We start from the raw sequence: 25038 nt of genomic DNA, 5'->3' as shown, positions 1-25038 counted from the left end.
TGCATTTCGCAGACGCGTGACACTGCCCGATGATCAGGAAGTACGCCACCAACCGTGCAGAGTGAAATGTGCTGTCATTTTCAGATACCTTTCTCGTGTGAACTTGCGTACTAGTTAACTAGTTCGATGGCGTGTTGTCAACCCTTGATTTCAGAATTTAGATATAAGTCGGTATCATGATGGTTTCGGATGTCTCCAACCTGTTATGGGAAGTGCTTTGAGCGATACCACCTACGCTATTATTTATGATTTACACAGCCATACTCAGGCCTCTGATGGCCTGCTGACACCCGAAGGCCTGGTTCATCGTGCCGTTGAAATGCGCGTCGGTACGCTGGCGATAACCGATCACGATACGACGGATGCTATTCCGGCGGCGCGCGCCGAGATCGCCCGCAGCGGGCTGGCGCTTAATCTGGTGTCCGGTGTCGAAATTTCGACCGTCTGGGAAAACCATGAGATTCATATCGTTGGCCTGAACATCGATATAGACCATCCGGCACTGACTGCTTTTTTGCAAGAACAAAAAACGCGCCGCAACCAGCGCGCAGAGATGATCGGCGAGCGTCTGGAAAAGGCGCATATTCCGGGCGCGCTGGAAGGTGCCCAAAAGCTGGCGAACGGCGGGGCGGTCACGCGCGGTCATTTCGCCCGTTTTCTGGTAGAGGCGGGTAAAGCCACGACGATGGCGGATGTCTTTAAAAAGTATCTGGCGCGCGGGAAAACCGGATACGTTCCGCCACAGTGGTGTACAATAAAACAAGCTATTGATGTGATTCATCATTCTGGCGGTAAGGCCGTGCTGGCCCATCCGGGGCGGTATAATCTTTCTGCTAAATGGCTGAAAAGGCTGCTGGCGCACTTTGCCGAAAACGGTGGTGAGGCGATGGAAGTCGCCCAGTGTCAGCAGGCGCCCAATGAGCGCGCGCAGCTCGCGACCTATGCCCGACAGTACGGTCTGCTTGGCTCACAGGGTTCTGATTTCCATCAGCCCTGCGCCTGGATCGAACTGGGGCGCAAGCTCTGGCTGCCCGCTGGCGTTGAGCCGGTCTGGCAGCTCTGGGAACAGCCGCAGCAAATTGAAGAGAGGGAAGTATGAGTCAGTTTTTCTATATCCATCCGGACAACCCGCAGCCACGTCTGATTAACCAGGCCGTGGAGATCGTCCGCAAAGGCGGCGTGATTGTCTACCCGACCGATTCCGGCTACGCGCTGGGCTGCAAAATTGAAGATAAAGGGGCGATGGAACGCATTTGCCGTATTCGCCAGCTGCCGGACGGGCATAACTTTACCCTGATGTGCCGCGATCTCTCTGAGCTGTCCACCTATGCTTATGTGGATAACGTGGCGTTTCGCCTGATCAAGAACAACACGCCGGGCAACTACACCTTCATCCTGAAAGGGACGAAAGAGGTGCCGCGCCGCCTGCTGCAGGAAAAGCGTAAGACTATCGGCATGCGCGTGCCGTCGAACCCGATTGCGCAGGCGCTGCTGGAAACCCTCGGCGAGCCGATGCTCTCTACCTCGCTGATGCTGCCGGGCAGCGAGTTTACCGAGTCCGATCCGGAAGAGATCAAAGATCGTCTGGAGAAGGTGGTCGAGCTGATTATTCATGGCGGTTATCTCGGCCAGCAGCCGACCACCGTGGTCGACTTAACCGAAGATGCACCGGAAGTGATTCGAGAAGGCGTGGGTGACGTAAAGCCTTTCTTGTAATGGTATAAGCAGATATACTACGCGGCCATCAAAGCAGGGCTCAGCCCTCTTTGACCTGATTCGACGCCTGTGAAGGCGACACCTGAGGAAGCTCAATGAGCGAGAAGTTACAGAAAGTGCTGGCGCGTGCCGGCCACGGTTCACGCCGTGAAATCGAAGCCATTATTGAAGCGGGCCGCGTGAGTGTGGACGGTAAAATCGCCACGCTGGGTGACCGCGTAGAAATCGTACCGGGGCTTAAGATCCGTATCGACGGTCATCTTATCTCCGTGAAAGAGTCTGCTGAACAAATCTGCCGCGTGCTGGCTTACTACAAGCCGGAAGGCGAGCTGTGTACCCGCAATGACCCGGAAGGTCGCCCGACGGTGTTTGACCGTCTGCCTAAACTGCGTGGCGCTCGCTGGATTGCCGTTGGTCGTCTGGACGTGAATACCTGCGGTCTGCTGCTGTTTACCACCGATGGTGAACTGGCAAACCGTCTGATGCACCCAAGCCGTGAAGTGGAACGTGAATACGCCGTGCGTGTGTTCGGCCAGGTTGACGAGAATAAACTGCGCGACCTGTCGCGTGGCGTTCAGCTGGAAGACGGTCCTGCGGCGTTCAAAACCATCAAATTTACCGGTGGGGAAGGCATCAACCAGTGGTACAACGTGACCCTGACCGAAGGCCGCAACCGCGAAGTGCGTCGTCTCTGGGAAGCGGTAGGCGTGCAGGTTAGCCGCCTGATCCGTGTCCGTTACGGCGACATCCTGCTGCCAAAAGGCCTGCCGCGTGGGGGATATACCGAACTGGATCTGACCCAGACCAACTACCTGCGCGAGCTGGTCGGCCTGACGCCGGAAACCACCTCTAAAGTGGCGGTGGAGAAAGATCGTCGCCGCATGAAGGCGAACCAGATTCGCCGTGCGGTGAAGCGTCACAGCCAGGTGAGCAGCAACCGCCGCTCTGGCAGCCGTAATAACAACGGTTAATGTAAAAGCCCGGTGAAGACACCGGGCTTTTTTCTTTAGTAATCAATCCCTATTTGCGCTTTGATGCCCGCATCAAACGCATGTTTAACCGGACGCAGCTCGCTGACGGTATCTGCCAGTTCCAGAATATCCCGATGACACCCGCGGCCCGTGATGATAACCGTCTGATGGGCGGGACGGTCTTTCAGTGCATTAAGCACGTCTTCCAGCGACAAATAGTCGTAGGCGACCATATACGTGATCTCATCCAGCAGAACCATATTGAGTGAAGGATCGGCCAGCATTCTTTTAGCGTGTTCCCAGACGGCCAGACAGGCTGCGGTATCGGTTTCGCGGTTCTGGGTGTCCCACGTAAATCCGGTCGCCATCACCTGGAACTCAACGCCGTGGGGCTCAAGCAGATTACGCTCGCCGTTAGGCCACTCACCTTTAATAAACTGGATAACGCCGACCTTCTGCCCGTGGCCGACGGCGCGTGTCGCCGTGCCGAATGCGGCCGTGGTTTTCCCTTTGCCGTTGCCGGTAAAGACGATGACGATCCCGCGCTCATCCTGAGCGGCCGCGACGCGCGCATCAACCTGTTCCTTCAGACGCTGCTGGCGCTGCTGGTGACGTTCTTCACTCATTGCGATATTCCTGGTTTACGGCCTGGCTGGGCGTCAAAGGTCATCCCGGTTTTGCGGCGGCTGTCGTCGCCCATTAGCCAGAGATAGAGCGGCATAATGTCTGCCGGCGTTTTCAGCTTCTGCGGATCTTCCGTTGGGAAGGCGCTGGCGCGCATTTTGGTGCGCGTACCGCCCGGGTTAATGCAGTTTACGCGCAGATGGCGGCTTTGGTACTCCTCTGCCAGCACCTGCATCATGCCTTCGGTCGCGAATTTTGAAACGGCATAGGCACCCCAGTTTGCACGCCCCTCACGGCCTACGCTGGAGGAGGTGAATACCAGTGAACCCGAATCCGATTTGAGTAATAAAGGAAGCAGTGCCTGGGTCAGGAAAAACGTCCCGTTGACGTTGACCTGCATGACCTCCTGCCAGATCTCGGGATCCTGTTCATCCATCGGGCGAACTTCGCCAAGCAAGCCGGCATTGTGCAGCACGCCGTCGAGACGCGGATAATGGGTGCTGATGCGGTGAGCAAGCTCCTGACATGACGCGGGCGTGCAGGTGAGCAGATCGAGCGTGTACCAGCGAGCAGGAGTCCCACCTGCGGCTTCAATCTCCTGCGCCACCCCTTTAAGTTTTTCTTCGTTGCGGCCGGTCAGGATGAGGCTCGCGCCATACTCAGCGTAGGTCAGCGCCGCTTCACGGCCAATCCCGTCGCTGGCCCCAGTGACAAGAATGATGCGGTTCTGCAGCAGATTTTTTTGCGGTTGATAATGCAAGGTGACTCCTCGGCGCACGGTGACTCAAAGACGCCTTCTTTTGTGACTTTTCGGCTTTATGCCCGAATTCGCCTGATAATTCAATCAGTCTACAGGACGCATTGCTGTAAAATTAACAATTTGCAAATATTTAAACGCCAGACCGGGGTTTTTTGAAGGCGGCTCGCAGAGGTAATGTCACGAGCGAGACGCATGGGCAGGGCTGTTGTACACTGCCGTGAAAGATTCGTGGTTAAATCAAGGTGGAACGCGTGGAATTACTTTCTCAATATGGGTTGTTTTTGGCGAAAATCGCGACGGTGGTGATTGCCATTGCGGTGGTTGCCGTTCTGATTGTCAACCTGACGCAGCGCAAGCGTCAGCGTGGGGAGTTACGCATCACCCGCCTGAGCGAGCAGTATAAAGAGATGCAGGAAGAGATGTCTCTGGCGCTGCTTGACAGTCATCAACAGAAACTGTGGCTCAAAGCGCAGAAGAAAAAGCATAAACAGGAAGCCAAAGCGGCAAAAGCAAAGGCGAAGCTCAATACGCCACAGGATAAGGTCACGCCCCGCGTCTACGTGCTCGATTTTAAGGGCAGCATGGATGCGCATGAAGTGTCCTCTTTGCGGGAGGAAGTGACGGCCGTTCTGGCCGTGGCGACGCCGCAGGATCAGGTTGTTGTTCGTCTTGAAAGCCCGGGAGGTGTCGTGCATGGCTACGGCCTGGCCGCGTCTCAGCTACAGCGCCTGCGTGAAAAACAGATCCCGCTGACCGTAGCCGTAGATAAAGTGGCGGCGAGCGGTGGCTACATGATGGCCTGCGTGGCGGACAAAATTGTGGCCGCACCGTTTTCTATTATTGGCTCGATCGGCGTGGTCGCGCAGATCCCGAACTTTAATCGCTTCCTGAAAAATAAAGAGATTGATATCGAACTTCACACGGCGGGTCAGTACAAACGCACCCTGACGCTGCTGGGGGAAAACACGGAAGAAGGGCGCCAAAAATTCCGTGAGGATCTCAACGAAACGCATCATCTCTTTAAAGACTTTGTGCACCGTATGCGCCCGACGCTGGACATTGAGCAGGTCGCGACGGGTGAGCACTGGTACGGCGTTCAGGCGCAGGAGAAAGGGCTGGTGGATGAAGTCGGAACCAGTGACGATCTGCTGCTCAACCTGATGGAAGGCCGGGAACTGGTAGGCGTCCGCTTTGCCCAGCGCAAGCGACTGCTTGACCGCTTTACCAACAGTGCCGCAGAAAGCGCGGACCGCCTGCTGCTCCGCTGGCTACAGCGCGGACAAAAACCGCTGCTGTAAACAAAAACGCGAGGCTTATGCCTCGCGTTTTGCGTTAATCGACCAGGTGATATTTCTCGGAAAGCGTGTGCGCCAGGTATTTAAACATGTTAAACACGGCGGTGCTTTTCGGGGTCGGCAAGCCCTGTTCATCAAGGAAGTATTCGCCGCTGAAAACCAGCACGCCATTTCGCTGCTCTACGCCGGTGGCTTCAATGCCTGCCAGCGTATCTTCATGGTCACGAATAAGCTTGTTTGCTTCGATAAGCAGAGAGGCTCGGTCAATAGGTTGGGTCGTATTCTGCATAATCCACTCCTTAAACAGTGACAATAGTCTACGCCGAGGGCGCTTTGGGGGCAAATTTTCCCTGTATTGTGAGGGGATAAGCTGCAGGGGCCTGGCTGGCAGGATTTGCTTTTGCATGCTAATAAAGTTGCGTAACGAATTTTATCAGGTAGAGTGTGCGCTTTCGTCATTCTGGCAACAGAATTGCTTGACATTCAACCGGGAATTCGTCACGAATTACACGAGATGTGAGAAAAATACCCGAGAACTCAATCACCTGGGCGGCTTTTCTTTAACGCCCGGTAAGACAAAGGGGTTGATATCTCCTGACGCAGTCGCAATATCATTGGCTCGTCGTCAGCGGAAGGGAAATCAACGTGCGGCGTATTCCTGGAAGAATTAAATTAGGTAAAGGTGAATATGGGTAAAGCTCTCGTCATCGTTGAGTCCCCGGCAAAAGCCAAAACGATCAATAAGTATCTGGGTAATGACTACGTGGTTAAGTCCAGCGTTGGTCATATCCGCGATTTGCCGACTAGTGGCTCAGCCAGCAAAAAGAGCGCAGACTCTACCTCCACCAAAGGGGCTAAAAAGCCTAAAAAGGATGAACGTAGCGCGCTTGTCAACCGCATGGGTGTTAACCCATGGCATAACTGGGATGCACAATATGAAGTGCTTCCAGGGAAAGAAAAAGTCGTTAACGAGCTGAAGCAGCTGGCTGAAAAAGCAGACCACATCTATCTCGCAACCGACCTTGACCGCGAAGGGGAAGCCATTGCGTGGCACCTGCGGGAAGTGATCGGGGGTGATGACAAACGCTACAGCCGCGTAGTGTTTAACGAAATTACGAAGAATGCGATTCGTCAGGCGTTTGAGAAGCCGGGCGAGCTGAATATCGACCGCGTCAACGCCCAGCAGGCGCGTCGCTTTATGGACCGCGTCGTGGGTTACATGGTTTCTCCACTGCTGTGGAAGAAAATTGCCCGTGGCCTGTCCGCAGGTCGCGTGCAATCCGTCGCCGTGCGTCTGGTCGTTGAGCGTGAGCGCGAAATTAAAGCCTTCGTGCCGGAAGAGTTCTGGGAAGTTGATGCCAATGTGACCACGCCGGGCGGTGACGCTCTGCCGCTGCAGGTAAGCCATCAGAACGATAAGCCTTTCCGTCCGGAAAACCGCGACCAGACCATGGCCGCCGTGGCGCTGCTGGAAAAGGCACGCTATCAGGTACTGGAACGTGAAGACAAACCGACCAGCAGCAAGCCTGGTGCGCCGTTTATCACCTCCACCCTGCAACAGGCGGCAAGCACCCGTCTGGGTTACGGCGTGAAGAAAACCATGATGATGGCCCAGCGCTTGTATGAAGCAGGTTACATCACCTATATGCGTACCGACTCAACCAACCTGAGTCAGGACGCGGTCAACATGGTGCGTGGCTACATCAGCGACAACTTCGGTAAGAAATACCTGCCGGAAAGCGCTAACCAGTTTGCCAGCAAAGAGAATTCTCAGGAAGCGCACGAAGCGATTCGTCCTTCTGATGTCTCTGTGCTCGCTGAATCACTGAAAGATATGGAAGCCGACGCGCAGAAGCTGTATCAGCTGATCTGGCGTCAGTTTGTGGCGTGCCAGATGACCCCGGCCCAGTACGACTCCACCACGCTGACCGTCGGGGCGGGTGATTTCCGTCTCAAGGCGCGCGGTCGTATTCTGCGTTTCGACGGCTGGACGAAAGTGATGCCTGCGCTGCGTAAAGGTGATGAAGATCGAACGCTGCCTGCGGTGAACAAAGGTGATGAACTGTCTCTGGTTGAGCTGATCCCGGCTCAGCACTTCACCAAGCCACCTGCACGATTCAGTGAAGCATCTCTGGTAAAAGAGCTGGAAAAACGCGGTATTGGCCGACCGTCGACCTACGCATCAATTATCTCGACGATTCAGGATCGTGGTTACGTCCGTGTTGAAAACCGTCGTTTCTATGCGGAAAAAATGGGTGAGATCGTCACCGATCGTCTGGAAGCAAACTTCCGCGAGCTGATGAACTACGATTTCACCGCGCAAATGGAAGACAGTCTCGACCAGGTTGCCAGCCACCAGGCGGAATGGAAAAAGGTCCTCGACAGCTTCTTCAGCGATTTCACCGACCAGCTTGAAAAAGCGGAGAAAGACCCTGAAGAGGGCGGCATGCTGCCTAACCAGATGGTTCTGACCAGCATCGACTGCCCAACCTGTGGCCGCAAGATGGGGATCCGTACTGCCACCACGGGCGTGTTCCTCGGCTGCTCCGGCTATGCGCTGTCGCCAAAAGAGCGCTGCAAAACCACCATCAACCTGGTGCCAGAGAACGAAGTTCTCAACGTGCTGGAAGGTGACGATGCGGAAACTAACGCTCTGCGTGCCAAGCGCCGCTGCAAAAAATGCGGCACGGCAATGGACAGCTACCTGATCGATCCAAAACGCAAGCTGCACGTGTGTGGTAATAACCCAACGTGTGACGGGTATGAGATAGAAGAGGGCGAGTTCCGCATTAAAGGCTATGACGGCCCGATTGTGGAGTGCGAGAAGTGTGGTTCTGAAATGCACCTGAAAATGGGGCGTTTCGGTAAGTACATGGCCTGCACCAACGACGAATGTAAAAACACGCGCAAAATTCTGCGTAACGGTGAAGTGGCTCCGCCGAAGGAAGATCCGGTTCCGCTGCCAGAGCTGCCATGTGAGAAATCTGACGCGTACTTCGTGCTGCGTGACGGCGCGGCAGGTGTCTTCCTGGCCGCCAACACCTTCCCGAAATCGCGTGAAACCCGCGCGCCGCTGGTGGAAGAGCTGCATCGCTTCCGCGATCGTCTGCCGGAGAAACTGCGTTATCTGGCCGATGCGCCACAGCAGGATCCGGAAGGCAACAAAACCGTGGTGCGGTTTAGCCGTAAAACTAAGCAGCAGTACGTTGCGGCAGAGAAAGAGGGTAAAGCGACCGGATGGTCAGCCTTCTTTGTCGATGGCAAATGGGTTGAAGGCAAGAAATAATCTTCCCTAACCGTAACTTACCTGTGAAAGGGCCGGATTTCCGGCCCTTTTTTATTACCTTGTTATTATTTTTTGTTCCGTACTATACAGTCAGGCTATAAATGATATAGTGGTTATAGTTAACCTGTTTCTTATTATTAAATCGTCTTAAGCGATTGACCGCATGCGCTAAATCGGATGGTCTGGCATGAAATTACAGCAGCTTCGTTATATCGTTGAGGTGGTGAATCATAACCTTAACGTCTCTTCTACCGCCGAGGGGTTGTATACCTCGCAACCGGGCATCAGCAAACAAGTTCGTATGCTGGAGGATGAATTAGGCATTCAGATCTTCGCCCGCAGCGGTAAGCATCTTACCCAGGTGACGCCGGCGGGGCAGGAAATCATCCGCATTGCGCGGGAAGTCCTCTCCAAAGTCGATGCGATTAAGTCTGTGGCAGGGGAGCATACATGGCCGGATAAAGGCTCGCTGTATATTGCCACCACGCATACGCAGGCGCGCTATGCGCTGCCCGGCGTGATCAAAGGCTTTATCGAGCGTTATCCTCGCGTCTCGTTGCATATGCACCAGGGCTCGCCAACGCAAATCGCTGAAGCCGTCTCCAAGGGGAATGCAGACTTTGCCATCGCCACCGAAGCGCTTCACCTCTATGACGATCTGGTCATGCTCCCGTGCTACCACTGGAACCGTTCTATTGTGGTGACCCCCGATCACCCCCTGGCGGGTAAAGGGTCGGTCACTATCGAAGAGCTGGCCCAGTATCCTCTGGTGACGTATACCTTTGGCTTTACCGGGCGTTCTGAGCTTGATACGGCCTTTAACCGGGCAGGATTAACGCCGCGCATTGTCTTTACCGCGACGGACGCCGACGTGATTAAGACCTATGTCCGGCTTGGATTGGGGGTGGGCGTCATTGCCAGCATGGCGGTGGATCCGGTGTCAGACCCTGACCTGGTGCGTCTTGATGCGCACGACGTTTTCAGCCATAGCACCACAAAAATTGGTTTCCGCCGCAGCACCTTCCTGCGCAGCTATATGTATGATTTTATTCAGCGCTTTGCCCCTCATTTAACGCGTGATGTGGTTGATACCGCCGTGGCATTACGCTCAAATGAAGATATTGAAGAGATGTTTAAAGACATCAAACTTCCCGAAAAATAATCACACCCGGTATCTTTCCCCCAGGGAAAGATACCGAAATAACCTCTCAAAGCTAAATTAGAATTATCATCATCTGCGATTCCCCTGCCATATAATGTCATTATCCATTTAATACGTAAGGTTATAATGTCGTGAATTGGCAACAAAAGTAGAAACTAATTTACGCCTTCGCAAATTTTTCTTTTCAATTATTTATTTCTGGTCAAAAGATTGAATATTTCATACCTCCCGGTGCGTAAATTCACTGGCTTTTCGGCTAAAGTTTCTTTAGGATTTATCTCAACAGATGATTAATTGTACCAATTGTTTGGTCCTAAATGATAAGCGATGTCGATTGTATGAGGTTAGCAATGCCTTCAGGAAGTGAAGAACCGCAAAGGGATCCTGCGCTCAAGCGTAAAGCCTGGCTGGCGGTCTTTCTCGTCTCTACCCTGTTTTGGGTGGTGGTTGCTCTCCTGGCCTGGAAATATTGGGGTTAAATATGTCAGTGACGGTACGTACAGCTTCGGTAAAACAGATGTGTCAGCATCGTGACAGCGGCCACAGAGGGCGTAAAGCACCTGCGACTGTTGTACCCGCGTCCTGGAAACTGACGCCGCAGCAGCAGGCTTTTATTGATGTGTTCGCAGAAGACGAACCCAAAAAACAATAATTTAGTTTATTGCGTAATGATGCAAATAGTCTGAATATCGACTCTGCGCTTTTGTACTCTTTAATAAATACACATCAGCAATATAGCACTGAGGAACGACCTCGGAATTTTTATAAATAATGCCTGGTGTCCCTATGATGAATAACATGACGTCTCACAAATACTGGTCGTGGATCGGCGTTTTTACCGTGTCGATTCTGTTCTGGAGTCAGCTCATCTGGCTGGCGCTCCACTAAATTGTAAAACCTCGCTACGGCGGGGTTTTTTGTTTCCCCGCGCTGGACCAATCCTAAATTTATCAATTTGGGTTGTTATCAAAACGTTACGACATCTTTGTGTTATCTTTAATTACGGCCCTGATGATTGTCAGGGCATCTCTGTGATTAAGGAGGAGCTTATGTCGTTAACCCTACGCGAAGCCAGTAAGGACACATTACAGGCAGAAAATAAAACCTGGCATTACTACAGCCTTCCGCTGGCTGCCAGAACGCTTGGGGACATTTCGCGTTTACCCAAGTCATTGAAAGTTTTACTGGAAAACCTCTTGCGCTGGCAGGACGGTGACTCTGTCACGCTTGATGATATCCAGGCGCTGGCAGGGTGGCTTGAGAAGGCCCATGCCGACAGAGAAATCGCTTACCGCCCGGCAAGGGTGCTCATGCAGGACTTTACCGGTGTTCCGGCCGTGGTTGATTTGGCCGCGATGCGCGAAGCCGTTAAGCGTCTCGGCGGGGATACGGCAAAAGTTAACCCGCTTTCCCCGGTTGACCTCGTCATTGACCACTCCGTCACCGTTGACCACTTCGGTGATGATGACGCCTTTGGCGAAAACGTGCGTCTGGAGATGGAGCGTAACCACGAGCGCTACGTATTTCTGAAGTGGGGACAGCAGGCGTTCAGCCGGTTTAGCGTGGTCCCGCCAGGCACCGGCATTTGCCACCAGGTGAACCTTGAATATCTGGGTAAAGCCGTCTGGAGCGAATTGCAGGATAAAGAGTGGGTCGCTTATCCGGACACCTTGGTGGGCACGGATTCGCATACCACCATGATCAACGGTCTGGGCGTGCTGGGCTGGGGCGTCGGCGGTATTGAAGCGGAAGCCGCCATGCTCGGCCAGCCGGTATCCATGCTTATCCCGGATGTGGTGGGCTTCAAGCTGACCGGAAAGCTTTCTGAAGGCATTACCGCCACCGATCTGGTGCTGACCGTCACCCAGATGCTGCGTAAGCATGGCGTGGTGGGCAAGTTTGTTGAATTCTACGGTGACGGTCTGGATTCGCTGCCGCTGGCCGACCGCGCCACCATTGCCAATATGGCGCCGGAATACGGTGCTACCTGCGGCTTTTTCCCCATTGACGACGTCACGCTGGAGTACATGCGCCTTAGCGGCCGCAGCGAAGAGCAGGTCGCGCTGGTGGAAGCGTACACCAAAGCGCAGGGCATGTGGCGCAATCCGGGCGATGAGCCTGTTTTCACCAGCACGCTTGAACTCGATATGGGAAGCGTCGAAGCGAGCCTCGCGGGGCCGAAACGTCCGCAGGATCGGGTTGCTTTGTCTGAGGTGCCGAAAGCGTTTGCCGCCAGCAATGCCCTGGAAGTGAACGTGGCGCAGAAAGACCATCGTCCCGTCGATTATGTTCTGAACGGGCATCAGTATCAGCTTCCGGATGGCGCGGTTGTTATTGCCGCCATTACCTCCTGCACCAACACGTCCAACCCAAGCGTATTGATGGCAGCCGGTCTGCTGGCTAAAAAGGCGGTCGAGCTTGGGTTAAAACCTCAGCCGTGGGTTAAGGCCTCGCTGGCGCCGGGATCCAAAGTGGTGTCGGACTACCTGGCTCAGGCCAAACTGACGCCGTACCTGGACGAGCTGGGCTTTAACCTCGTGGGCTACGGCTGTACGACCTGTATTGGTAACTCCGGGCCACTGCCTGAACCCATCGAAACGGCGATCAAGCAGGGTGACCTGACGGTAGGCGCCGTTCTTTCCGGTAACCGAAACTTTGAAGGGCGCATTCACCCGCTGGTAAAAACCAACTGGCTTGCTTCGCCGCCGCTGGTCGTGGCGTACGCTCTCGCGGGGAACATGAATATCAATCTGGTGACCGATCCGATTGGCCACGATCGCAAGAATGACCCTGTCTATCTGAAAGATATCTGGCCATCCTCTCGAGAAATCGCGCTGGCCGTTGAGAAGGTCTCTACCGAGATGTTCCGCAAAGAGTACGCGGAAGTCTTTGAAGGCACGCCGGAATGGAAAGCCATCAATGTTGCAGGTTCGGATACCTATGGCTGGCAGGATGACTCGACCTATATTCGTCTGTCGCCGTTCTTTGATGAGATGCAGGCCGAGCCCGCGCCGCTTAAGGATATCCACGGCGCGCGCATCCTGGCCATGTTGGGGGATTCCGTCACGACGGACCATATCTCTCCGGCGGGGAGCATCAAAGCCGATAGCCCGGCAGGCCGTTACCTGCAAAGCCGGGGTGTCGAACGCCGCGATTTTAACTCTTACGGCTCGCGCCGCGGTAACCATGAAGTCATGATGCGCGGGACCTTTGCCAACATCCGCATTCGTAACGAAATGGTGCCGGGTGTGGAAGGGGGCATGACGCGTCATCTGCCTGGAACGGAAGTCGTGTCGATCTATGATGCGGCCGTTAAATACCAACAGGAAGGGACGCCTCTGGCGGTGATTGCCGGGAAAGAGTACGGTTCCGGCTCCAGCCGCGACTGGGCGGCGAAAGGTCCGCGCCTGCTTGGCGTTCGGGTGGTCATCGCCGAATCGTTCGAACGTATTCACCGTTCGAATTTGATCGGCATGGGGATCCTGCCGCTGGAGTTCCCGCAGGGCGTGACGCGTAAAACGCTGGGCCTGACCGGGGAAGAGCAGATTGACATTAGCGGCCTGCAAAACCTGCAGCCGGGTAAAACGGTGCCGGTAACGTTAACGCGGGCAGACGGGAAAACCGAGGTGCTAGATTGCCGGTGCCGTATTGATACGGCAACCGAGCTGACCTACTACCAGAACGACGGCATTTTACATTACGTGATTCGTAAGATGCTGGATTGATGAAACGAGCCCGGCACGCGTGCCGGGCTCAGACTGCTGACAAAGTGCTGATGTACGTTTCGCCCGGCGGCGCTACGCTTGCACGGGCCTACAAATTACCGTAGGCCGGGTAAGCGCAGCGTCACCCGGCAAAAAACGACTAAGCTGTTGATAACAGGGCTTGTCATCAATTTCAGGTAGCATCACTCTTTCAGCAGATGGCCCATTTTGGCGGCTTTGGTATCAAGGTAGTGGGCATTTTTCGGGTTACGGCCGACAATCAGCGGTACGCGTTCAACGATGTTGATCCCGGCTTCGGTCAGGATCTCCACTTTTTTCGGGTTATTGGTCAGCAGACGTACTTCGTCCACGCCCAGCAGCTTGAACATATCGGCGCACAGGGTGAAATCACGTTCGTCGGCGGCAAAACCGAGCTGATGGTTCGCTTCAACCGTATCGTAGCCCTGGTCCTGAAGCGCGTAGGCGCGAATTTTATTCAGCAAACCAATATTACGTCCTTCCTGACGGTGATAAAGCAGCACGCCGCGGCCTTCTTCAGCAATATGAGAAAGGGCTGCTTCCAGCTGGAAACCGCAATCACAGCGCAGGCTGAACAACGCATCGCCGGTGAGACACTCTGAATGGACGCGGGACAGCACCGGTGTCTGCCCTGAAATGTCGCCATACACCAGTGCGACATGATCCTGTCCGGTTGCCAGTTCTTCAAAACCCACCATCAGGAAATCGCCCCATGGGGTTGGCAGTTTGGCTTCTGCCACACGTTTAAGCTGCATGTGATTCTCCAGAGTAGGCTGACACGTTTCGTGCCTGTGCCCTGTTTTGCTTTCTGTATCAGTTTATTTTGCCACAAGCTCAGCATGTTCGCCTAATGGGCACCATGCTATATGAACGTTAAACGCACGATCCGACATCTCCACCAGGTGAATAAATTTCAGTTATGATTGTGACGCTTAGCGAAAAAGGAGAAGACATGCATTCAATCGCCAGACGTACGGCAGCAGGTGCGGCCATTTTACTGATTATGCCTTTGGCCGTATGGCTTTCCGGGTGGATGTGGCAGCCCGGGCAGAACGCCACGTGGTTGAAAACGTTATACTGGATTACGGAAACGGTCACCCAGCCCTGGGGAATTATTACCCACGTTCTCCTCTGCGCCTGGTTTCTGTGGTGCCTGCGCTTTCGTCTGCGCGCGGCGCTGATGCTCTTTGCGATCCTCGGTGGGGCTATCCTTATCGGTCAGGGCGTAAAATCCTGGGTGAAAGATCGCGTACAGGAGCCGCGTCCTTTTGTCGTCTGGCTGGAAAAAACGCACCATGTTCCGGTGGATGAGTTCTACACTTTAAAGCGTAAAGATCGCGGCGCGCTGGTCAAAGAACAGCTTGCGGAACAGCAGGATATCCCGAAATTCTTGCGAAAACACTGGCAGAAAGAGACCGGGTTCGCGTTTCCTTCTGGCCATACCATGTTTGCCGCCAGCTGGGCGCTGCTGGGGGTTGGGCTGCTTTGGCCAAGACGCCGAACGGTCACTATCGTGATTCTGCTGGTCTGGGCGACAGCGGTCATGGGCAGCCGCTTACTGCTGGGGATGCACTGGCCACGGGATCTGGTCGTTGCCACGCTCATCTCGTGGCTGCTGGTGATGCTGGCGACCCGGCTGGCTGAACGATTCTGCGGCCCGCTAACGCCACCGCCGGAAGAGAAAGAAGAAATAGCCGAAAGGGACCAAACGGACGCCTGACGGTTGATATTCCGCATTTTGCCCATAGATCCATGACGTGCGCGTCACTTTTTCCGTTTCGCGCCCGTCACTAAAATGGTAGTTTATAAGGCTGATTGCGGTAAGTTGAACACACTTTATTCGCTTGAACCACATAACGGGAAGTAATGTGAAATATTTACTCATTTTCTTACTGGTATTGGCGATTTTTGTCATTTCAGTCACATTGGGTGCACAAAACGATCAGCAGGTGACGTTTAACTATCTGCTGGCTCAGGGTGAATACCGTGTGTCGAGCCTGCTCGCGGTCTTATTTGCTGCAGGCTTTGCCATTGGCTGGCTGGTTTGCGGTTTGTTCTGGTTAAAAGTCCGTGTTTCGCTTGCGCGCGCAGAACGTAAAATCAAACGACTCGAACATCACATTGCGCCTGCTTCCGACATGCCGGAAAGCTCTGGCGTGCCGGTCGTGAAGGAATAATCGACGATGCTGGAGTTGTTGTTTCTGCTTTTGCCTGTCGCCGCAGCCTATGGCTGGTATATGGGCCGCAGAAGTGCGCAACAAACAAAACAGGATGAGGCCAACCGACTCTCCCGCGACTACGTTGCGGGGGTAAACTTCCTCCTGAGCAATCAGCAGGACAAAGCGGTGGACCTGTTCCTCGACATGCTGAAAGAGGATACGGGGACCGTTGAAGCGCATCTTACCCTGGGTAACCTGTTCCGCTCGCGCGGCGAGGTTGACCGCGCCATTCGTATTCACCAGACCCTGATGGAAAGCGCCTCGCTGACCTACGATCAACGGCTCCTGGCCGTACAACAGCTGGGACGAGATTACATGGCCGCGGGGTTGTACGATCGCGCTGAAGATATGTTCGCTCAGCTGGTGGATGAAACAGATTTCCGCATCGGCGCGTTGCAGCAGCTCCTGCAGATTTATCAGGCCACCAGCGACTGGCAAAAAGCCATTGATACGGCCGAACGTCTGGTGAAGCTGGGTAAAGATAAGCAGCGCGTTGAGATAGCCCATTTCTACTGTGAACTTGCCCTTCAGCAGATGGGCAACGACGACATGGATAAGGCCATGACGTTGCTGAAGAAAGGTGCCGCCGCGGACCGCAACAGCGCCCGTATCTCTATCATGATGGGGCGCGTCTTTATGGCGAATGGCGACTACGCCAAAGCCGTTGAAAGCCTGCTGCGGGTTATCGATCAGGACAAAGAGCTGGTCAGTGAAACGCTGGAGATGCTGCAAACCTGCTATCAACAGCTGGACAAGCAGGAAGAATGGGTGGCGTTCCTGCGTCGCTGCGTGGAAGAGAATACCGGCGCAACCGCGGAACTGATGCTCGCTGACGTTGTTGAGCAGTATGAGGGTGGCGACACCGCGCAAGTGTATATCACTCGACAGCTTCAGCGTCATCCGACGATGCGGGTCTTCCATAAGCTGATGGATTACCACCTGAACGACGCGGAAGAAGGGCGCGCCAAAGAGAGCCTGATGGTGCTGCGCGACATGGTTGGCGAACAGGTGCGCAGCAAGCCGCGCTACCGTTGCCAGAAGTGTGGTTTTACCGCCTATACCCTCTACTGGCATTGTCCTTCATGCCGGGCCTGGTCAACCATCAAGCCAATCCGCGGCCTGGACGGGCAGTGATTTTTTAAAAGTCTTCATTTTAGTTACAACATACTGATAGCTTTTAGCACTTTCTCAACACCGTGCGGTTTGCCAGCCTGGCAGGGACATAAATGGCTTCTGTCAATTTGCGGCGGCGGCAGGTAGAATGCTGGCCGTTTATCTGTTCCGCGCCGCTGCGCGCCCATAGACGAAAAGGGCTGGTCATGACGTCTGTTACATCCTCCACTTCCCGCGTAATTACGGATTCTCCTGTTGTTGTTGCGCTTGATTACAATAAGCGTGACGCTGCACTGGCGTTTGTCGACGGTATCGACCCTCGCGACTGCCGTCTGAAAGTTGGCAAAGAGATGTTCACGCTGTTTGGACCGCAAATCGTTCGCGATCTGCAACAGCGCGGCTTTGACGTTTTCCTCGACCTCAAATTCCATGATATTCCGAATACCACGGCCCACGCCGTTGCTGCAGCCGCAGAGCTGGGTGTATGGATGGTCAACGTCCATGCGTCGGGTGGGGCAAGAATGATGACCGCCGCTCGTGAGGCGCTCCTGCCGTTCGGTAAGGACGCGCCGCTGCTGATCGCCGTCACTGTGCTGACCAGCATGGATGAAAATGATTTACGTGACCTCGGCGTGACGTTGTCACCTGCGGAACATGCTGAACGTCTCGCGCGTCTGACGCAGCAGTGCGGCCTGGATGGTGTTGTCTGCTCCGCGCAGGAAGCGGTACGTTTCAAATCAGCACTGGGCCAGGATTTTAAACTCGTCACGCCAGGGATTCGCCCTGCGGGCAGCGACGTGGGCGATCAGCGCCGCATTATGACGCCTGAGCAGGCGCTGGCGGCAGGCGTTGACTATATGGTTATCGGGCGTCCGGTGACGCAGTCTGTAAACCCGGCTAAGACGCTTAAGGCTATCAATGCATCGCTGAACAAGGGGGCGTAATGACCGATTCCAACAGCCGCCTGGTCTACTCAACCGATTCCGGGCGGATAGACGAACCGAAAGCTAAAGTGGAGCGTCCAAAGGGAGATGGTATCGTTCGGATTCAGCGTCAAACCAGCGGACGTAAGGGGAAAGGGGTCTGCCTTATCTCCGGCATTGATCTGGATGATGCAGAACTGACTAAGCTGGCTGCCGAGCTGAAAAAGAAATGTGGCTGCGGCGGTGCCGTAAAGGACGGGGTTATTGAAATCCAGGGTGATAAACGTGATTTAATAAAATCACTGCTGGAAGCCAAAGGCATGAAAGTTAAACTGGCAGGCGGCTAAATAAATGAGCCACGGCAAATGCCGTGGCTCGTGTTATATACGTGCGTATGTTAGACCTGAAATGCGTTTAAATATCGCAATATCGAGGAAGGCTTAGATAATAATTATTTGCCAACCTGGTGACCGATAATACCACCGACAGCAGCGCCACCTAATGTACCCAGCGTACTACCATCCGTTAATACTGCACCACCGAGAGCACCGGCACCGGCACCAATCGCGGTGTTACGGTCACGTTTAGACCAGTTAGAGCATGCGCTCAGGGACATTGCTACAGTGATTGCCAGAACAGCGGCGGCTAATTTTTTGCTGGTTAAGGTCATAATACTTTCTCCTGAATTATCGATTCACGGAAAGATGTACACGATAAGTATAGACGAATCGAATACTTAATTCTTTTCCCCGTGAAAGCTGGTCGCGCAGGCGTTACTTCATCACGCAGGTGATAGTCACTTCCTGTTATATCGCTAACAGTAATTTTACGACTTTAGGGCAGGTTATACAGGTAAAAACTCTTAAAGCAGGGTTAAGAATCATCTCAGAGAAAGAACATGCGCGCCCGAAATTCGGGCGCGGAGGGAAATCAGGCGCTGGTTTCAATAATATTGACGATCAGACCGCTCTCTTCGAGTTTATTGCGATGCGCTTCGCTCAAACGATCATCGGTAATCACGCGGCTAAAGCGTGAAGCGGGACCCATCGTGTAAGGATGAACGGCACCAAATTTAGAGCTGTCGGTGAGCACAATGGCTTCGCACTCCTTTTCCAGTACGGCATTGACCACGTCAGAGCGCATCATATCCCGGCCGGTAAAACCTGTCTCCGGCTGCCAGCCGTCAATCCCGATAAAGGCCTTGCTGAAATGAACCTGCTGGACGTACTGACGGGTCAGCGGGCCAACCATGCTTTCGCTTTTTTTCTGATAAATACCGCCCAGCAGAATCACCTCGCAGCGCGTCTCTTTAAGCAGATGCGCGATATAGCTACTGACGGTGATGATGGTAACGTCTTTTTGATCGGCAAGTGTTCGCGCGAGAAGGGCATTACTGCTGCCGTTTTCAATAAAGACGGTCTCACCGTTGTTCACCAGGGAGGCAGCAAATTCCGCCAGTTCACGTTTGAGCGCGTAGTTGTTCATCATGCGCGTCTCAACGTCATCACTGTCCAGCGGGACCGCATAGCCGTGCGCGCGACGCAGGTAGCTCTGTTTTTCCAGCAGATTAAGATCCTGACGGATGGTGACTTCAGAAACGCCAGTGGTTTTCGCGAGATCGACTACGCTTACGCGTCCCTGATCGATGACCATCTGCAAAATGAGTTGTTGTCGGGAATTCATAGCATCCATTTAATAAAGCGAAACGAGGTCGGAAACGGTGGGCGTTAAACTTCCCACGGCGCTTTTGGCTGTCTGTTTTCGGGCGCAGCGTCAGCGCCATGCTGAGCAAGAAGTTCAGACTTCAGGATCTCAAGATTACGGATAGCAGAGTGATAATCGCCCGCCACCAGGATATCCAGCACGGTATCAATTCGTTGTGCTACAGCTTGTGCGTCAATCGTAGACATAATCTCACCCCAGGCGCGAAAAGTTAATATTTTCAATGATGCAGAAATTGGGTTCAAAAGAGAAGGGAAAAAATGCAATAACTAAATTACATAAACGGAAGTGATAAAATTATTCCCCCTCATACAGCGGGCTTATTGAGTGGATTAGTCTAAAACTGCGCGCAACGCGCTTTTTTATAGGAGGAAGTAGACTATGACAGTTATCAATCAGCCTACCTGTACACTGTTTACCGATACTGAACGGTTCACCCAGCTGTCAGGGTATTACGAGGCGGAGCGACATACCGTCTGGATGATGTTACGGGCTCAGCCACGGCCTTGCTTCAACCATGCGTTGATAGAGGAGATCATGAATTTTTCATGGCTCGTCCGCCAGTCTGGTTTTGCGGTTGATTTTTGGGTGACCGGATCGCTGGTTCCCGAAATGTATAACGCGGGCGGTGACCTGCAGTTCTTCGTTGAGTGCATTCAGCACGGTCGACGTGAAGCGTTACGGGCCTATGCGCGCGCCTGCGTTGATTGCGTGCATGCGGCCTCGCGGGGATTTGATACGGGGGCCATCTCTCTGGCCATGGTCGAAGGCAGCGCGTTAGGGGGCGGGTTTGAGGCCGCTCTTGCGCACCATTTCGTTCTGGCTCAGCGCGACGCCCGCTTAGGTTTCCCCGAAATTGCCTTTAACCTGTTTCCGGGCATGGGGGGATATTCCCTGGTTGCACGCCGTTCAGGCATGAAGCTGGCAGAGGAGCTCATCTACAAAGGGGAGTCCCATACGGCGGAATGGTACGAACAGCACGGCCTGGTGGATCTCCTGTTTGAACCCGGACAAAGCTATGTCTCCACCCGAACCTTCATCGACACGCTACGGCCAAAACTGAATGGCGTGAGGGCGATGCTGCGCGCCCGGACGCGCGTTCTGCAATTGCCGCGCAGTGAACTGATGGACATCACGGAGGACTGGGTAGACGCGGCTTTCTGCCTTGAACCGAAAGATATCGCCTACATGGAGCGTCTGGTGATGCTGCAAAACCGCCATCACGCGGCGGGCTTGCGTAAAGCCAGTTAATGCTGTTTTCGCACCTGATAGCGTTTTAGCCATCGCTCGAATGCGGCAGCGGGCATCGGCTTAGCAAACAGAAAACCCTGCCGTTCGTTGACGCCGTTCTTGGTCAGAAAGGCGTCTTCTTTTGCATTTTCGACCCCTTCGGCAATCACCTGCAGGTTTAACGCCTGCGCCACCGCGACGATGGCGCGCACCAGTGACTGGGAGATGGACTGCTTATGAATATCCCTGACAAACGATTGATCGAGTTTTATGGCGTCAATAGGGAAGCGGGCCAGCTGCGACAGGGAGGAGTAGCCGGTACCAAAATCGTCGAGATGAATTTGCGCCCCCAGCCTGCTGAACTGCTGGATCACGGAGAGCGCCAGCTCTTCGTTCTCGATAAGACAGCTTTCGGTTAATTCGACGTCCACCGGGCAGTATTCAAAGTTCAGATCCTTCAGCGCCTGCTTTAAATCGCTAAAGATAGTCTGGTCGGCCAGCTGACGCGCAGAGACGTTCACGGCCACGCGCAGGTTTATTCCCTTATCGCGCCATTTTGCCACCTGGCGAACCACATCGAGCATCACCCAGCGGCCCAGCGGCACGATCAACCCCGACTCCTCGGCATAAGAGATAAACTCCAGCGGTGGGATCAAACCGCGTTCGGGTGATTGCCAGCGGACCAGCGCTTCCAGGCTTCTGACCTCGCCGCGCCAGGTGATTTTCGGCTGGTAGTGGATCAGGAGCTGATCGTTATCCAGCGCTTTACGCAGGTTGGTATCCAGCCAGAGATACTCAAACACGCGTTGGTTCATCTCGGGCGAGAAGACGCAGAACTTGCCCCGGCCGTTCTCTTTGGCGGTGTACATGGCGGTATCGGCGTTACGAATCACGCTTTCCCGGTCATTGCCATGCTGCGGGGCGAGGGCGATGCCCAGGGAACAGCCGGTGTAAATTTCAATCAGACCGATTCGGAACGGCTGGCGCAGGCGGGTTAAAATGCGCGACGCCATCGCTTCCAGAGATCCCTGAGAGGTATTGGTGGCCATGACGATAAACTCATCACCGCCAAGTCGCGCCAGCACCTGTTCCTCATCCAGACAGCTCAAAATGGCGAGCGCGACAGCCTGTAACAGCTGATCGCCAAACATATGCCCGTAAGCGTCGTTGACCTTTTTAAAGTTGTCCAGATCGAGATACACCACGCCAACCTGCGTGTCGCCGCGGTGGCTGATGGCGTCAGAAATCAGGTCGTGGATCGCATTGCGGTTTGGCAAGCCGGTGATGGTATCGGTATTGGCCAGCACGCGCAGCCGTTCCTGAGCGCGGCGTTCCTCGGTAATATCGGTACCGGAACAGATAAGGAAAATTTCATTTTTACCGCTGCCGCTGTGAACGAATTTGTTTCTGAACAGAAACAGTCGTTGCCCTTTACGCGTTTTGATCCAGCGCTCGACTTCGTAGGAACTGCCGTTGCGGAAGAAACCGGAAATATTGCGCTTTGAGGCTGCCGCTTCGCTTCGGCTCATAAACAGCTTAAACACGTTCTGGCCAATCACTTCCTGCTCTTTCAGGCCGGTATATTCTTCGCTTAGTCGGTTAAAGCGCTGAATATTGCCGTTCTGATCGAGGATCACAATGACGGAGTTAGCCTCTGAAACGACCTGTTCCGCGAAAGAGAGTCCCTGAGCCAGGTCGCGCGCCACGGAGGGGGTATCATGCCAGGCGGAAGCGGTACCGGCCCACTCGTTACGCGTAATTTTCCGCCCAACAAGGTGAACCGGGAGGTCTTCCCCGAATAATGAGAGCGTCATGGAAATGCTGGAGGTAATCACGGTTAAGTGACGGATAAGATCGGCCTGATCGTCGTCCAGCGCAATCACCTGAGTGACATCGGCATTTTCACTGGCGGCAAGGTGCAGAGCATTGCTGTCAGCTGACAAACGCCACCATGGGCTGTGAGTCCCCATGTAGCGAAACAGCAAATTCTGCTCCAGATCGTCCATCATGTTTTCTCCCGCAGCTGTTCATTAGCGCACAAATTATTCATTTGCAGTCGACTTTTCCGTTGAGAAACAGCGGTAAAACCGAAGTGAACTTATTGTTTTTCCCTGATTTCTGATAATAAAACGAGTCAGGTTAAAAAGGATACTGGGCGTATAAAAATTCACGTAACCGAATATAACAACACTCTTTTACTGTAGATAATTATGGCGAATTTGGGCGAAGGGAGACTGAAAATAGTAAGAAAAAATAATGCTTTTGTGGCGGGGGTAAAAAGAAAAATTGTCGGCCCTTCCGGAAAGGAAATGACCGACAATTGAACAGGTTATCAGGCGACAGGACGCGCGATAATACTGCGGGTTTCCATACGGACTTCAGCAATGGTGACGTCAATCACGTCGGTGACTTTGTAAACTGTTTCACCTTTAATTTGCACCGTACCGTTTTCCTGACTACAGACCATTTCATCGCGCACTGCATGCAGGAATGGCGCAGGAATAAACGCGACAGCACCGTTATCGACCAGACGGACGCGCATCCCTCCGCGGCTGATATCGATGATTTCTGCGGCGAAACGGGTATCCGTACCGGCTTTATCCTGCAGGAAGCGTGCGTACAGCCAGTCGCCAACGTCACGTTCCGCCATGCGGTTCAGACGACGGCGATCGGCCATCTGCAGCGTGGTGTCCTCCTGAGGACGGGCAACGGTTTCGCCTTTGATAATCGCTTTCAGCAGACGGTGGTTAACCATATCGCCATACTTACGGATCGGTGACGTCCAGGTCGCGTAGGCTTCGAGGCCGAGACCAAAGTGCGGGCCAGGCTCGGTGCTAATTTCTGCGAAGGACTGGAAGCGACGAATGCGGCTGTCCAGGAAGCCCGATGGCTGCGCGTCCAGTTCGCGGCGAAGCTTGCAGAAGCCCGGCAGCGTGAGCACTTCTTCCGGATCGACGTGCACGTCGTGATTCTTCAGCAGGGCTGCCAGCGCTTCAGTATTCGCCGGATCAAAGCCGGTATGGACGTTGTAAATGCCAAAGCCCAGCTTGTCGCGCAGCACGCGTGCGGCACAGATGTTGGCGGAGATCATCGCCTCTTCAACGATGCGGTTCGCAATGCGTCGCGGTTCGGCCACGATATCCAGCACTTCGCCTTTCTCACCCAGAACAAAGCGATAATCCGGGCGATCTTTGAACACCAGCGCATGGGTTTGACGCCACTCGCCGCGGTTCAGACAGATGCGATGCAGCAGACGGATCTGCGCGGCAATGGCGTCTGATTCAGGTTTCCAGCTACCGGTATTTTCCAGCCAGTCGGAGACGTTATCGTAGGCCAGCTTGGCTTTCGACTCGATGGTGGCGGCAAAGAACTCGATATCGTCTTCAATCGCGCCATCCGCAGCAATGGTCATGCGGCAGGCAAGGACCGGACGCACTTCATTCGGACGCAGCGAGCAGAGATCGTCTGACAATTCGCGCGGCAGCATTGGGATGTTGAAGCCCGGCAGGTAGTTCGTGAACGCACGGATTTTCGCCGTTTCGTCAAGCTTGCTGCCTTCAACAATCCAGGCGGTGGGATCGGCAATGGCAACGGTCAGGTGCAGTTTACCGTCGGCACTCTCTTCAGCGTACAGCGCATCGTCCATATCTTCGGTGCTGGCGCTGTCGATGGTGACAAACTCCAGCGCGGTAAGATCGCGACGCGTCAGACCTTCGTCCTGCATCTCGGTTGCCACGCCGTTCGGCGCTTCTTTTTCAAGATTGTGGCGTGCCAGCGTGACCCACCATGGCACGAAATGATCGGCGCCAAAGGTAATGAACTGGGTCAGTTCCGCATAAAAACCGCGATCGCCTTTCAGAGGATGACGGCGCATTTCTGCTACGGCCCAGTCACCTTCTTTAAAATCATGCTCAACACCACGGGCGGCGCGGCAGGGAATGGCATCTTTCAGCAGAGGATGATCCGGCACGATAGAAAGGCGATCGTCTTTTCGCTGCACCTTACCCACAAAACGGGTCAGGAACGGTTCGATCAGTTCTTCCGGTTCGGCGGACTCGCGATCCTTCTCGGTATGAATGACGGCCATGACGCGATCGCCATGCATCACTTTCTTCATCTGCGGTGGCGGAATGAAGTAGCTTTTCTGCGCGTCAACTTCAAGGAAGCCAAAGCCCTTTTCCGTGGCTTTTACGACCCCTTCTGCACGCGGCGTCTGGGAATGCAGTTGCTGTTTAAGCTGCGCTAGCAGCGGGTTGTCCTGAAACATAATGTTC

Annotated in this window: 25 protein-coding genes and 1 other annotated feature (1 of these 26 running past the window's edge); of the genes, 15 read left to right on the top strand and 10 right to left on the bottom strand. The window is 54.1% G+C overall.

The window, feature by feature from the left end:
• Positions 1–57, bottom strand: a sequence feature (Trp leader region) (it extends 37 nt beyond the left edge of the window).
• Positions 34–78: a trp operon leader peptide gene (gene trpL, locus LJA86_RS22265; protein ID WP_106993556.1), complete on the bottom strand. Its 45-nt coding sequence runs from the start codon at positions 76–78 to the stop codon at positions 34–36. (Overlaps the previous feature by 24 nt.)
• Positions 79–217: 139 nt before the next feature.
• Between trpL and rnm the strand changes: the two genes are divergently transcribed.
• The 3 genes from rnm to rluB all read left to right on the top strand — a co-directional run bounded on the left by rnm (position 218) and on the right by rluB (position 2687).
• The gene (gene rnm / locus LJA86_RS08525) at positions 218–1099 is read left to right on the top strand and encodes an RNase RNM (RefSeq protein ID WP_229226013.1); all 882 of its coding nucleotides are present in this window, start codon (positions 218–220) and stop codon (positions 1097–1099) included.
• A complete protein-coding gene (locus tag LJA86_RS08520) occupies positions 1096–1716 on the top strand; it encodes an L-threonylcarbamoyladenylate synthase (protein ID WP_003856793.1) in 621 nt (206 codons plus the stop codon). The genes rnm and LJA86_RS08520 overlap by 4 nt, the downstream gene beginning before the upstream one ends.
• Positions 1717–1811: 95 nt before the next feature.
• A complete protein-coding gene (gene rluB, locus LJA86_RS08515) occupies positions 1812–2687 on the top strand; it encodes a 23S rRNA pseudouridine(2605) synthase RluB (protein ID WP_008502809.1) in 876 nt (291 codons plus the stop codon).
• 35 nt (positions 2688–2722) lie between these two features.
• On the opposite strand, the gene cobO is transcribed toward rluB, so the two are convergent.
• Entirely contained in the window at positions 2723–3313 is a 591-nt protein-coding gene (gene cobO, locus LJA86_RS08510) for a cob(I)yrinic acid a,c-diamide adenosyltransferase (protein WP_229226012.1), read from the bottom strand.
• Positions 3310–4071 carry a YciK family oxidoreductase gene (locus LJA86_RS08505; protein WP_229226011.1) on the bottom strand — a complete coding sequence of 254 codons (762 nt, stop codon included), beginning with the start codon at positions 4069–4071 and terminating at the stop codon, positions 3310–3312. Before LJA86_RS08505 ends, cobO begins: the two co-directional genes overlap by 4 nt.
• Before the next feature lie 251 nt (positions 4072–4322).
• Here LJA86_RS08505 and sohB point away from each other — a divergent pair, with 251 nt between their 5' ends.
• Positions 4323–5369 (top strand): protease SohB, encoded by a 1047-nt coding sequence (sohB, locus tag LJA86_RS08500; RefSeq protein WP_048029763.1) that lies wholly within the window; start codon positions 4323–4325, stop codon positions 5367–5369.
• 34 nt (positions 5370–5403) lie between these two features.
• On the opposite strand, the gene LJA86_RS08495 is transcribed toward sohB, so the two are convergent.
• Positions 5404–5655, bottom strand: a complete 252-nt coding sequence (locus LJA86_RS08495) for a YciN family protein (RefSeq protein ID WP_003856804.1) — start codon at positions 5653–5655, stop codon at positions 5404–5406.
• Between the two features lie 399 nt (positions 5656–6054).
• On the opposite strand from LJA86_RS08495, the gene topA reads away from it, so the two are divergent.
• The 5 genes from topA to acnA all read left to right on the top strand — a co-directional run bounded on the left by topA (position 6055) and on the right by acnA (position 13539).
• Positions 6055–8652: a type I DNA topoisomerase gene (topA, locus tag LJA86_RS08490; protein ID WP_059365098.1), complete on the top strand. Its 2598-nt coding sequence runs from the start codon at positions 6055–6057 to the stop codon at positions 8650–8652.
• Positions 8653–8839: 187 nt separating this feature from the next.
• Positions 8840–9814 (top strand): HTH-type transcriptional regulator CysB, encoded by a 975-nt coding sequence (gene cysB, locus LJA86_RS08485; RefSeq protein WP_008502814.1) that lies wholly within the window; start codon positions 8840–8842, stop codon positions 9812–9814.
• Positions 9815–10152: 338 nt separating this feature from the next.
• Complete coding sequence (locus LJA86_RS08480) at positions 10153–10293, top strand: YmiA family putative membrane protein (protein ID WP_213327741.1); 141 nt, start codon at positions 10153–10155, stop codon at positions 10291–10293.
• A gap of 310 nt (positions 10294–10603) precedes the next feature.
• Positions 10604–10702, top strand: coding sequence for a small membrane protein YmiC (ymiC, locus tag LJA86_RS08475; RefSeq protein WP_032623144.1), 99 nt, complete (start codon positions 10604–10606; stop codon positions 10700–10702).
• Between the two features lie 161 nt (positions 10703–10863).
• Entirely contained in the window at positions 10864–13539 is a 2676-nt protein-coding gene (gene acnA, locus LJA86_RS08470) for an aconitate hydratase AcnA (RefSeq protein ID WP_229226010.1), read from the top strand.
• A 182-nt stretch (positions 13540–13721) separates the two neighbouring features.
• Here the strand turns inward: acnA and ribA are convergent, their stop codons facing one another.
• Positions 13722–14312 (bottom strand): GTP cyclohydrolase II, encoded by a 591-nt coding sequence (gene ribA, locus LJA86_RS08465; RefSeq protein WP_008501210.1) that lies wholly within the window; start codon positions 14310–14312, stop codon positions 13722–13724.
• 197 nt (positions 14313–14509) lie between these two features.
• Here ribA and pgpB point away from each other — a divergent pair, with 197 nt between their 5' ends.
• From pgpB to yciH, 5 genes are all read left to right on the top strand, one after another.
• Positions 14510–15277 (top strand): phosphatidylglycerophosphatase B, encoded by a 768-nt coding sequence (pgpB, locus tag LJA86_RS08460; protein WP_229226009.1) that lies wholly within the window; start codon positions 14510–14512, stop codon positions 15275–15277.
• A 148-nt stretch (positions 15278–15425) separates the two neighbouring features.
• A complete protein-coding gene (locus LJA86_RS08455) occupies positions 15426–15734 on the top strand; it encodes a LapA family protein (protein ID WP_008501212.1) in 309 nt (102 codons plus the stop codon).
• Between the two features lie 6 nt (positions 15735–15740).
• A complete protein-coding gene (gene lapB / locus LJA86_RS08450) occupies positions 15741–16910 on the top strand; it encodes a lipopolysaccharide assembly protein LapB (RefSeq protein ID WP_063621868.1) in 1170 nt (389 codons plus the stop codon).
• A gap of 185 nt (positions 16911–17095) precedes the next feature.
• Positions 17096–17833 (top strand): orotidine-5'-phosphate decarboxylase, encoded by a 738-nt coding sequence (gene pyrF, locus LJA86_RS08445; RefSeq protein ID WP_229226008.1) that lies wholly within the window; start codon positions 17096–17098, stop codon positions 17831–17833.
• The gene (gene yciH, locus LJA86_RS08440) at positions 17833–18159 is read left to right on the top strand and encodes a stress response translation initiation inhibitor YciH (protein ID WP_045908885.1); all 327 of its coding nucleotides are present in this window, start codon (positions 17833–17835) and stop codon (positions 18157–18159) included. Before pyrF ends, yciH begins: the two co-directional genes overlap by 1 nt.
• Positions 18160–18263: 104 nt before the next feature.
• Here yciH and osmB read toward each other — a convergent pair whose 3' ends face one another.
• The 3 genes from osmB to LJA86_RS08425 form a co-directional block, all read right to left on the bottom strand.
• Positions 18264–18482, bottom strand: a complete 219-nt coding sequence (gene osmB / locus LJA86_RS08435; protein WP_008501216.1) for an osmotically-inducible lipoprotein OsmB — start codon at positions 18480–18482, stop codon at positions 18264–18266.
• A 260-nt stretch (positions 18483–18742) separates the two neighbouring features.
• The gene (locus LJA86_RS08430; protein ID WP_045908884.1) at positions 18743–19495 is read right to left on the bottom strand and encodes a DNA-binding transcriptional regulator YciT; all 753 of its coding nucleotides are present in this window, start codon (positions 19493–19495) and stop codon (positions 18743–18745) included.
• Positions 19496–19539: 44 nt separating this feature from the next.
• Entirely contained in the window at positions 19540–19722 is a 183-nt protein-coding gene (locus LJA86_RS08425; RefSeq protein WP_045908883.1) for a hypothetical protein, read from the bottom strand.
• Positions 19723–19915: 193 nt separating this feature from the next.
• Here LJA86_RS08425 and LJA86_RS08420 point away from each other — a divergent pair, with 193 nt between their 5' ends.
• A complete protein-coding gene (locus LJA86_RS08420) occupies positions 19916–20785 on the top strand; it encodes a crotonase/enoyl-CoA hydratase family protein (RefSeq protein ID WP_032674921.1) in 870 nt (289 codons plus the stop codon).
• On the opposite strand, the gene pdeR is transcribed toward LJA86_RS08420, so the two are convergent.
• Together pdeR and LJA86_RS08410 are read right to left on the bottom strand one after the other, a co-directional pair.
• The gene (gene pdeR / locus LJA86_RS08415) at positions 20782–22773 is read right to left on the bottom strand and encodes a cyclic di-GMP phosphodiesterase (RefSeq protein ID WP_111966564.1); all 1992 of its coding nucleotides are present in this window, start codon (positions 22771–22773) and stop codon (positions 20782–20784) included. The two genes, LJA86_RS08420 and pdeR, sit on opposite strands and share 4 nt — an antisense overlap.
• A 323-nt stretch (positions 22774–23096) precedes the next feature.
• Positions 23097–25031, bottom strand: coding sequence for an exoribonuclease II (locus LJA86_RS08410; RefSeq protein ID WP_032647557.1), 1935 nt, complete (start codon positions 25029–25031; stop codon positions 23097–23099).
• Positions 25032–25038 lie beyond the last annotated feature (7 nt).

Source organism: Enterobacter sp. TCD1-1, assembly GCF_020567405.1.
Classification (GTDB): Bacteria; Pseudomonadota; Gammaproteobacteria; order Enterobacterales; family Enterobacteriaceae; genus Enterobacter; species Enterobacter quasiroggenkampii.
This window is presented reverse-complemented; position numbering and strand designations above follow the sequence as displayed.

Excerpts from the sequence above, each read along its gene's own strand:
- LJA86_RS08520 (WP_003856793.1), top strand. The coding sequence starts at position 1,096 with ATGAGTCAGTTTTTCTATATCCATCCGGACAACCCGCAGCCACGTCTG.
- rluB (WP_008502809.1), top strand. The coding sequence starts at position 1,812 with ATGAGCGAGAAGTTACAGAAAGTGCTGGCGCGTGCCGGCCACGGTTCA.
- cobO (WP_229226012.1), bottom strand. The coding sequence starts at position 3,313 with ATGAGTGAAGAACGTCACCAGCAGCGCCAGCAGCGTCTGAAGGAACAG.
- LJA86_RS08495 (WP_003856804.1), bottom strand. The coding sequence starts at position 5,655 with ATGCAGAATACGACCCAACCTATTGACCGAGCCTCTCTGCTTATCGAA.
- topA (WP_059365098.1), top strand. The coding sequence starts at position 6,055 with ATGGGTAAAGCTCTCGTCATCGTTGAGTCCCCGGCAAAAGCCAAAACG.
- cysB (WP_008502814.1), top strand. The coding sequence starts at position 8,840 with ATGAAATTACAGCAGCTTCGTTATATCGTTGAGGTGGTGAATCATAAC.
- LJA86_RS08480 (WP_213327741.1), top strand. The coding sequence starts at position 10,153 with ATGAGGTTAGCAATGCCTTCAGGAAGTGAAGAACCGCAAAGGGATCCT.
- ymiC (WP_032623144.1), top strand. The coding sequence starts at position 10,604 with ATGAATAACATGACGTCTCACAAATACTGGTCGTGGATCGGCGTTTTT.
- acnA (WP_229226010.1), top strand. The coding sequence starts at position 10,864 with ATGTCGTTAACCCTACGCGAAGCCAGTAAGGACACATTACAGGCAGAA.
- ribA (WP_008501210.1), bottom strand. The coding sequence starts at position 14,312 with ATGCAGCTTAAACGTGTGGCAGAAGCCAAACTGCCAACCCCATGGGGC.
- pgpB (WP_229226009.1), top strand. The coding sequence starts at position 14,510 with ATGCATTCAATCGCCAGACGTACGGCAGCAGGTGCGGCCATTTTACTG.
- lapB (WP_063621868.1), top strand. The coding sequence starts at position 15,741 with ATGCTGGAGTTGTTGTTTCTGCTTTTGCCTGTCGCCGCAGCCTATGGC.
- pyrF (WP_229226008.1), top strand. The coding sequence starts at position 17,096 with ATGACGTCTGTTACATCCTCCACTTCCCGCGTAATTACGGATTCTCCT.
- yciH (WP_045908885.1), top strand. The coding sequence starts at position 17,833 with ATGACCGATTCCAACAGCCGCCTGGTCTACTCAACCGATTCCGGGCGG.
- osmB (WP_008501216.1), bottom strand. The coding sequence starts at position 18,482 with ATGACCTTAACCAGCAAAAAATTAGCCGCCGCTGTTCTGGCAATCACT.
- LJA86_RS08430 (WP_045908884.1), bottom strand. The coding sequence starts at position 19,495 with ATGAATTCCCGACAACAACTCATTTTGCAGATGGTCATCGATCAGGGA.
- LJA86_RS08425 (WP_045908883.1), bottom strand. The coding sequence starts at position 19,722 with ATGTCTACGATTGACGCACAAGCTGTAGCACAACGAATTGATACCGTG.
- LJA86_RS08420 (WP_032674921.1), top strand. The coding sequence starts at position 19,916 with ATGACAGTTATCAATCAGCCTACCTGTACACTGTTTACCGATACTGAA.
- pdeR (WP_111966564.1), bottom strand. The coding sequence starts at position 22,773 with ATGATGGACGATCTGGAGCAGAATTTGCTGTTTCGCTACATGGGGACT.
- LJA86_RS08410 (WP_032647557.1), bottom strand. The coding sequence starts at position 25,031 with ATGTTTCAGGACAACCCGCTGCTAGCGCAGCTTAAACAGCAACTGCAT.